The sequence below is a fragment of the Paenibacillus sp. 598K genome, assembly GCF_003851045.1.
Classification (GTDB): Bacteria; Bacillota; Bacilli; order Paenibacillales; family Paenibacillaceae; genus Paenibacillus_D.
In genome coordinates this window covers 1-7,954 of record NZ_BFBX01000094.1, presented here as the reverse complement: position 1 = coordinate 7,954, position 7,954 = coordinate 1, and the positions used below count along the sequence as shown (strand labels likewise).

Sequence of the window (7,954 nt, the reverse complement as noted above, 5' to 3'; positions counted from 1 at the left end):
CTTTCGTAATTCAGGTTTATCGGCCCTCAAATTCGAAACTCTCGCAGGGAACCAACTTGACCATGACACAAGTTCCCCACTTTCTTTATATGGTAATTTTTAGTGGTTCCATACCTTTTATTTTTCGTATTTATCACGTGCCGCGGCAAACCCAATAAAATCAACCAAATTGGTTCCAGAGATTTTTTACACCTGACAAGGGCAACCTGAACCATTGCGGGTCGCCCTCTTTTTCGATTTTTTAAGCTAATGGCAAGACGAGCGAAAATTTATAATGGCCATCCACATGATCCAGCAGGATGTCGCCGCCATGCAATTGCATAATATTTTTTGTAATCGACAGTCCCAGGCCTGCGCCAATCTGAATATCCTCACTGCTCCGAGAATGATCCGCTTTATAAAAGCGTTCAAATATCTTTTGTTCTTGTTCTTTCGTTAACGACTGCCCTTTATTCTCAATCCTTAACGTAACATAAGTATCATTGGATGTCATATGAATCTCCACAGTGCCCGGCTTTGTCGAATATTTTAACGCATTCATGAGCAAGTTGTCGATGGCGCGCGCTATTTTATCGCTGTCGGCTACGATCATCATCGGCTTTTCACCAAGCTTTGTTATGAGGGAGATGTCATTTTCTAGAGCGATCGGTTCAAATTCAAAGAGCAATTGACCGACCAGCTTGCTCAGATCAAAGGAATTTAATTTCAGTCGGGCTTCATTTGAAGACAACTGCGTATACTCAAATAAATCGTCCAGCATTCTTTTTAAATGGACCGATTTATTTAAAGTGTTCTCAATGAATCGGTTGTATTCTTCTTTGGTTTGGAAAGCATTGGCTCGCAGAAGCTCGATATAGCCGATAATACTGGTCAGCGGTGTACGAAGGTCATGCGATACGCCTGAAATCATCTCCATTTTTGATTTTTCGAGTTCGCGCTCTCGGGCAATCTGCTCCTGTAAGCGCTCGGCCATAAGATTAATGTTCGCCGCGACTCTCCCCAGTTCATCTCTTCGCTCGACCGGAACGCGGTAGTCCAGATCGCCTTCAGCAATAATTTGCAGTCCCCGCTCTAGGGTGACAAAGTCGGTAACGATCCGCCTAGTGAGCAGGAAAAAAGTCCTCACAAAGATGCCTATTAAGACAATAAGGGTGATACCGTCTAATCCCGGCAACTGCCAATAATTAACGGCATACTGAAAGAGTATGGTCAAAATGAGAGCGATAAAGTAGCTGTACACCGCATTCAGCATAAAACTGACTTGTATTTTTTGGGGTCTGTCTTTTTTTTAGTCAACTTTATAGCCCACTCCCCATACCGTCTTTATATACTGTGGCGCTCTAGGATTGTCCTCAATCTTTTCCCTCAAGTTGCGAATATGGACCATGACGGTGTTATCCGAATCCCCAAACGGTTCTTTCCATACGCTTTCGTAAATTTTCTCTGTGCTAAACACTTGACCTTGGTGGTTTGCTAGAAGCTCGAGGATTCCAAATTCCAATGGCGTGAGCGAGATATCCTTGCCTCTTAACGTCACCGTATGTTTGTTCCGATCGATGGCCAGATCACGGATATGCAGGATGGCACGCTCGTTGACTTTACCTTGCAGCGCATTGCGTCGGAATTGGGCTTTGACCCTCGCGAGTAATTCTAAAGGATTGAAGGGCTTGACCATATAATCGTCGGCTCCGGACGTAAGTCCGGTAATTTTATCGATATCCTCTTGTTTAGCCGAGAGCATAATAATCGGGACATCCGACTTCTCCCTAATCTTGAAGCAGGCATGAATGCCATCCATTTTGGGCATCATCACATCCAGGATCACTAGCTGTACATTTACAAGCTCGATTGTTTTTAGCGCCTCTAGACCGTTTTCGGCTTCTATAACCTGGTATCTTCGTTCCGTAAATAAACATGGATAATATCCCGGATCTCCGAATCGTCATCAACGACTAATACAGTGTTCATACGACGAACTCCTTTAAGAAGGCTCTCATTTTTTGCGGCATACATATACAAAAGCAGGAGGGAAGTCAAGGGGCACGAACCCAATCCGCTCCAAGATGAATTTTTCGGACAATAGCTTTTTCATTTGCAGGGAATACTGAAAGGCGATAAACTGACCGCCTGGCCTTAAAGCTTGATGAACCTGATCCAACAGCTTCATTCTAAGCGCAGGAGGGAAATTAAAAAACGGCAGTCCGCTAATAATACAATCCAGCGCGTTCAAGCCCGCACGAGACAAAACGTCCGTGAGTTGGCAAGCATTCGCATGAACTTGAAAGTCAGGATAATCCTGTTTTAGTTGACTCCGCATGGCCTCGTCCATTTCAAACAATAATACATGCATGTTCTCCGTCGTGTGTCTCTTCAGCACGCGTGTGATCGCGCCTGTCCCTGAGCCTAGCTCCGCCACGGCGCTTACCTCATGCCAAGCGACAGCATTAGTCATGCGGGCGGACAAATGCCGGGAGCTGGGAATAACGCTGCCCACTTGTCTGGGTTGTCTAAGAAAGCTTCGAATAAACTGACCATATACCTTTTTGGTCAAGTTGTCCACCTCGTCTTTAGCGTTCCATTCTAGGTCGATCTCATTCAAAAATAGGTGCCCGCAATAGAGCCTGCGCCAAAAAAGGCTGCCGTCCAAAAAATGGCGCTGCTATACGAAAGTACGATAAACGTACGGGCGTTCACCCGGCTTAAGCCAACCAGGAGAGGCATCAAATATCTAACCACGGAAATGAAAAACCCGATGCAAATCGCCCATTTCCCGTGTTTGTGCAGCAAGAGCCGGGCTTTTAGAAAGTGCCGATTTTCCTGCAACTTCGAACCGAAGTATCCGCCAAAGATGCGACCTGTCGTATAGGAGATCGTGACGGCAATTAAAAGTCCGGACAAAATGGACAGATACGTTACAAATGGATTGAGAATGCCATTCACACTCAGGATGGAGCCTGTAACGATCGTTACTTCGTTCGGAACGGGAATGCCGAAGGGGCCTAAGGAAAAAGCAAGGAAGAAAAGAAAATATCCATACGCATCAATTAAGTTCAAAATGGTGTCGTTGATCATCGATATCTCCTTATCTCGATTTGATATAAGAAGAGTAACAAAAACTTCTGAGATTACACGGGGGATTTTTCTGAAGAGTTTCTGAAGACAACGCAAAAAAGCCCGCTCGGAGGTATCGCTAGTCCGGGCGGGTTAAACTTTTATTATGCATCTTCTTGCGGTTCTTGAAGCAATTCATCAACTAAATACTTGTTATTTCCATCCTGCACCCCAAAGTATTTCAGAAGGTAGCCGTCTTTGAACTTTTGTCGTAATGGATCAATCAACGGATCGTTATCGAATGCGATGTGACCGGTAAGATAGAGAACCACCAGAAATTCTTCAAAACGCTTATTGCCTAGGTAGGCTTCCTCCTGGTCAAATCCACTGAAAACATCCAGCTCCAACTCAAGAAGGAAAGACATGCCTTGAGGCGTTGCCCCAGACATAAATACGTTATCTTCCGAATTCAAGATCAAGTTGATCTCACGAGAGATGAGATGCACATCGGCATGGTTCAGCATCATTAGTTGAGAGACAGCTTCCTCATCCCGAAAGATATAGGCAGTGACTGCTGTTTCAAATTTGGCATAGGGATCATTTTGCAAGCTTGAAAATTGGCCCACATTCACTTGCTGTGCTTTATATTTTAGGACTAGATAGTGCTGAATATCTTGCAATGTAAAAGGATTGGGTATTTTGTTTTCAAGGTATTTCTGGTATAGCTTGTTCAAATCAATCATGATTCCTACACTCCCAGTAACTTGTTTTGTTTTCAGAGGGTATTTAAAATCCCCCTCTGTCAGAATAGTTGTCGTACCCCAAAAATGAAAGTATAGTGGGGATAACGAGGACGAGGTGAGGACAATGAACCAATTAAATGAGAAATTGAAGCAGAGCATGGTAGAGCGAATGTTGCCCCCGAATAACGAATCGGTGAGTCGTTTAGCCAAGGAGAGCGGGGTCTCCGAGACGACGTTATATAAATGGAAAAAGGCGGCGCTGGGCCAAGGGCAACCGAATTCGGGTGACGGATCCCCTGAGCGATGGGATACAAGGGAGAAGTTCGCGATCGTCATGGAGACGGCAAGCTTAAGCGAAATCGAGTTGGCCGAGTACTGCCGGACCAAAGGGTTATACGTGGAGCAGGTGGAGGCCTGGCGGGAGGCATGCATGCAAGCCAATGGAGGCGTTCCCGCCCAGGCGGGCAAGCTGCAGAAGGAGCTTCGCACCAAAGAGCAAGAGAACAAAGCCTTGAGCCGAGAACTGAGGCGCAAAGAAGCTGCACTCGCGGAGGCCGCAGCCTTGTTGGTGCTGCGAAAAAAGGCCCAAGCGATTTGGGGGGACCCCGAGGACGAATGATCCCTGCCTCAGATCGCGAGCACGCCATCACCTTAATTCAGGAAGCTGTCGTGGCTGGGGCGAGAGAGGCCAGAGCGTGCCAGGAGCTGGGGCTGGCGCAGCGAACCCTGCAACGTTGGCGGAAGCAAGGCGGCACCGAGGACGGACGTCCTCTCGCTTCACGTCCGACGCCTGCCAACAAGCTAAGCGAGGTGGAAGAGCAGCAGGTGCTGGAGGTGCTTCAACAGCCGCATAACCGGAGCCTGCCGCCAAGCCAGATTGTGCCTGCCTTGGCGGACGAAGGCATCTACATCGCTTCGGAGTCGAGCTTCTATCGCATCCTGCATAAGCACCATCAACAGCACCATCGTGGGCGTAGCAAGAAGCCCACCGCGAGGCCGCTCACCAGCCATGCTGCGCACGGGCCAAATGAAGTGTGGATGTGGGACATTACCTGGCTGCCGGGGCCGGCAAAGGGGCTGTTCCTCTACCTGTATTTCATCCTGGATCTGTACAGTCGTAAGATCGTCGGCTGGGAGATTTGGGAGGACGAGTCGGCCGTGCACGCGAGTCAACTGATTCGACGCACCGTCATCCGGGAGCAATGTGTGATCCGTCATCATCCGCTCGTGCTTCACTCGGATAATGGGAGTCCGATGAAAGGCGCTACGTTACTGGAGACGTTGTACAGCTTAGGTATCACGCCCTCCCGAAGCCGACCGCGCGTGAGCAACGACAACCCCTATGCGGAATCCATTTTCCGCACGTGCAAGTACCGCCCGGACTTCCCGGCCAAAGGTTTTCGAGATCTCACGGAAGCCCGGATATGGGTAAAGTCCTTTGCGCACTGGTACAACGAGGAACACCGACATAGTGGTCTGAACTTCATTACACCGAGCCAGCGCCATCGAGGACTGGCAGAGGACGTCTTCAGAAAACGCCAAGCCGTGTACGAGGCGGCAAAAGCCAAGCATCCCAACCGTTGGTCTGGCGACGTGCGTGACTGGCGCTTGGACGATGAAGTCTGGCTCAATCCGGAACGCGCGACGCCTATTCAGGCTGCACCCCACACATCATCAGGGCAACATTCTGTTTTTTGAGAATTCGCGACAACTATCTTGACAAATACCGAAATACTTAGCGTTTATTAAGACCTAAGTGACTACTTGTGCCATAGAAGATATGTCCGGTCTGGTAGAAAGTCCTATCATCTCCACCATGGTAGTGATAGAAATATCTCGTGTCATTGAAACCAGTCCGATAGTGATTTTCGGGACCTCTAAATCTTCCTTGTCCAATTCTCATTGCCAAAGCTTTAGCATCCTTTTCATTAGGGGTCCACACTTCATTTTGGGTGCTTGCTAGCAGATAGTCAACAGCACCTTGTTCAGTTAAAGGAGCATGAACATACAAACCATTCGTATCTCTTGCTATTGATTTTGCTTTGAGTCGGTACAAAGCTTCAAATATCACCGTTTAAAGATTGGGCTTTTTAATTGGGAAATAGCAATGACGGAGAAGCATTTGGACAAACTGCCGAAAACGATAAATTTTACGATGGAATAAGTAGGAGGTGGTTGGAATTTGTCGAATTAAGGATAAAAACTTATAGCTGTCATATTTGCTTGGTTTGAATGGATTTATATCACAAACATTCCTTTCATCGAGGTGGCTTAATGAAATATTTTGATCCGATCATGGACGCTGCATTACAACGAAATGATTATGAAGCTGTGAAATCGCTTCTCGTGGACGGTTTTGATCTTGCCCCTATACCAGGACATGGAACTTACCTTGATCGTGCATGGTTTCACCAGGAAGAGTATGACTTTAACATTGTGAAGCTATTAATAGATTACGGAGAGGACTTGAATTACCCTGGTCATCCTTCTATAGTTACGGCAGCTCATCGTAGAAATATTGAGGAAATTCAATATGTCCTAAATAAAGGAGCAGACATCAATGCTGTTACTCATACGGGAGTGTCGGCGTTATGGTCTGCAGTATACAACAATGATAAAGAAACCATGGAGTTCGTTTTAGGTGCAGGAATCGATTTGAAGGCTCATGGGGGAAAGGCACTGCAATTAGCTTCCTTTAATGGTAATTTGGAGTTCGTAAAAATATTAATCAATGCTGGTGTAGATCTTAATTTTCAAAGCTTCGAGGAGAATCCGGATATGACTTGTACTCCTCTTCATAATGCAGCCTATGGGCAAATCTCCGTGGTTCACTATTTGCTGGAGGCAGGTGCGGATACCAGGCTGAAAAATTACTATGGAGAACGAGCCGTTCATATCGCAAGGGCAAATAATAAAGAGATTGCGGAGCTGATCTCAAAATATGAACCGGCAGACTTACATGATAGAGATGCAATAATTGCAGAGCTTAAGCGTATGAGGCTTCCGAAAGAGATCATTCTAGATCTTGGAGAAGAAAGACAGAGAGTAGACATTGCAAATTCTAACAGTGTTAATTACATTACCTACTGTTCTATTTATGATGTGGCCGAAGTCACCTTTAACGGAAATCGTCTTATAAACCTGCTGGCGGAAACGGAAGGTTATGATTCTTACGGAGTGCTGGTCTGGATGCCGGCAAAGAAAGTACTTGGTACATATGACACAGAGCATGAGACACTAGCCATATTGGATAAAGTAACATGGAACGAGTTTAGAAGTAATCCAGGAAAGTACATCGATTTAATTCTAGACGGTGAGTATGACCCCATTGAAGAGTTTGATTGATATTTAATTTAATTGGAGGACTCTGGTGGTGATTAGAATAAACCATTTAGAAGTAAAATTAACTAGCAGATACAATGAGGATGAACGGAACGAAGGTAACAATTCAGTATTTGCCGACTTAATTATTGATGACGTATCCTTATTTTATTGAATGGAGCAACTTCTACATCGAACCTAATAAACAATCTCTCGACATTGGCCCTTTCTATTTTCAATGGAATGATTACAAGGCTGCAATAAGACAAGCTTATAAATTGGGACGGCTAGGATAGAGGGCAACAAGATATTCTTAGTATAAAGGGTACCTCGGAGTAAGCTTTCTGCTTTTTATGATTCCCGACGTAAGCCAGTAATTTATGGAACTCTCAATACTGCGAAACGTAATTCTCTGATGATGCATTAAGTTCCTAAAAAGCGAGGTGTAACGTTGGAGACAAGCTTATTACTATTCGTCTTTTCGTTGAGTTTTGCTCTACTGCTGTTACATGAAATGGATGCCATCCGGGCTAAGGAATGGCGAATGTTTATCATCTTAAAAGATATGGAGGAAAAACGGGCATTTCAAGTATTTACCCTATTGCATCTCCCCCTTTATGCAATTTTATTGTATTCCTTTATACAGCAGCATCGATTATCTTTCGTCATTGTTGATGTGTTCTTAATTGTGCATGCAATCGCTCATTTTTTCTTCGAAAAACATCCCCAGAACCAATTTAAAAATGGATTCTCGCGATTCATTATCCATTCCATGGGCATGTTGGCCTTGTTGCATCTTCTCGGTATTGTCTATCTTTAAAGGTTACTACTCAGGTACC

7 protein-coding genes and 1 pseudogene are annotated in these 7,954 nt (G+C 45.5%); 3 read left to right on the top strand and 5 right to left on the bottom strand.

Features of this window, described 5'->3' with window-relative positions; all coding sequences use genetic code 11:
* Positions 1-241: 241 nt before the first annotated feature.
* The 5 genes and pseudogenes from PA598K_RS25150 to PA598K_RS25130 all read right to left on the bottom strand — a co-directional run bounded on the left by PA598K_RS25150 (position 242) and on the right by PA598K_RS25130 (position 3,794).
* The gene (locus tag PA598K_RS25150; protein ID WP_128659600.1) at positions 242-1,252 is read right to left on the bottom strand and encodes a sensor histidine kinase; all 1,011 of its coding nucleotides are present in this window, start codon (positions 1,250-1,252) and stop codon (positions 242-244) included.
* Positions 1,253-1,288: 36 nt separating this feature from the next.
* Positions 1,289-1,968 (bottom strand): annotated as a pseudogene (locus tag PA598K_RS25145) (response regulator).
* A 25-nt stretch (positions 1,969-1,993) separates the two neighbouring features.
* Positions 1,994-2,551 carry a class I SAM-dependent methyltransferase gene (locus PA598K_RS25140; RefSeq protein WP_260405604.1) on the bottom strand — a complete coding sequence of 186 codons (558 nt, stop codon included), beginning with the start codon at positions 2,549-2,551 and terminating at the stop codon, positions 1,994-1,996.
* A gap of 44 nt (positions 2,552-2,595) precedes the next feature.
* Positions 2,596-3,072, bottom strand: a complete 477-nt coding sequence (locus PA598K_RS25135; protein WP_128659599.1) for a DedA family protein — start codon at positions 3,070-3,072, stop codon at positions 2,596-2,598.
* A 143-nt stretch (positions 3,073-3,215) separates the two neighbouring features.
* Complete coding sequence (locus tag PA598K_RS25130) at positions 3,216-3,794, bottom strand: pyruvate kinase (RefSeq protein WP_260405603.1); 579 nt, start codon at positions 3,792-3,794, stop codon at positions 3,216-3,218.
* 124 nt (positions 3,795-3,918) lie between these two features.
* Here PA598K_RS25130 and PA598K_RS25125 point away from each other — a divergent pair.
* The 3 genes from PA598K_RS25125 to PA598K_RS25110 all read left to right on the top strand — a co-directional run bounded on the left by PA598K_RS25125 (position 3,919) and on the right by PA598K_RS25110 (position 7,935).
* A protein-coding gene (locus tag PA598K_RS25125) for an IS3 family transposase (RefSeq protein WP_260405602.1) occupies positions 3,919-5,492 on the top strand; the annotation gives its coding sequence in 2 pieces (ribosomal slippage) (positions 3,919-4,381 and positions 4,381-5,492; 1,575 coding nt in all).
* Between the two features lie 576 nt (positions 5,493-6,068).
* The gene (locus PA598K_RS25120) at positions 6,069-7,139 is read left to right on the top strand and encodes an ankyrin repeat domain-containing protein (RefSeq protein ID WP_185602215.1); all 1,071 of its coding nucleotides are present in this window, start codon (positions 6,069-6,071) and stop codon (positions 7,137-7,139) included.
* Between the two features lie 427 nt (positions 7,140-7,566).
* Entirely contained in the window at positions 7,567-7,935 is a 369-nt protein-coding gene (locus PA598K_RS25110; protein WP_260405601.1) for a DUF6713 family protein, read from the top strand.
* Positions 7,936-7,954 lie beyond the last annotated feature (19 nt).

What these genes read in the sequence shown, in the direction of transcription:
- PA598K_RS25150 (WP_128659600.1), bottom strand. Translation starts at nt 1,252, where the DNA reads ATGCTGAATGCGGTGTACAGCTACTTTATCGCTCTCATTTTGACCATA.
- PA598K_RS25135 (WP_128659599.1), bottom strand. Translation starts at nt 3,072, where the DNA reads ATGATCAACGACACCATTTTGAACTTAATTGATGCGTATGGATATTTT.
- PA598K_RS25130 (WP_260405603.1), bottom strand. Translation starts at nt 3,794, where the DNA reads ATGATTGATTTGAACAAGCTATACCAGAAATACCTTGAAAACAAAATA.
- PA598K_RS25120 (WP_185602215.1), top strand. Translation starts at nt 6,069, where the DNA reads ATGAAATATTTTGATCCGATCATGGACGCTGCATTACAACGAAATGAT.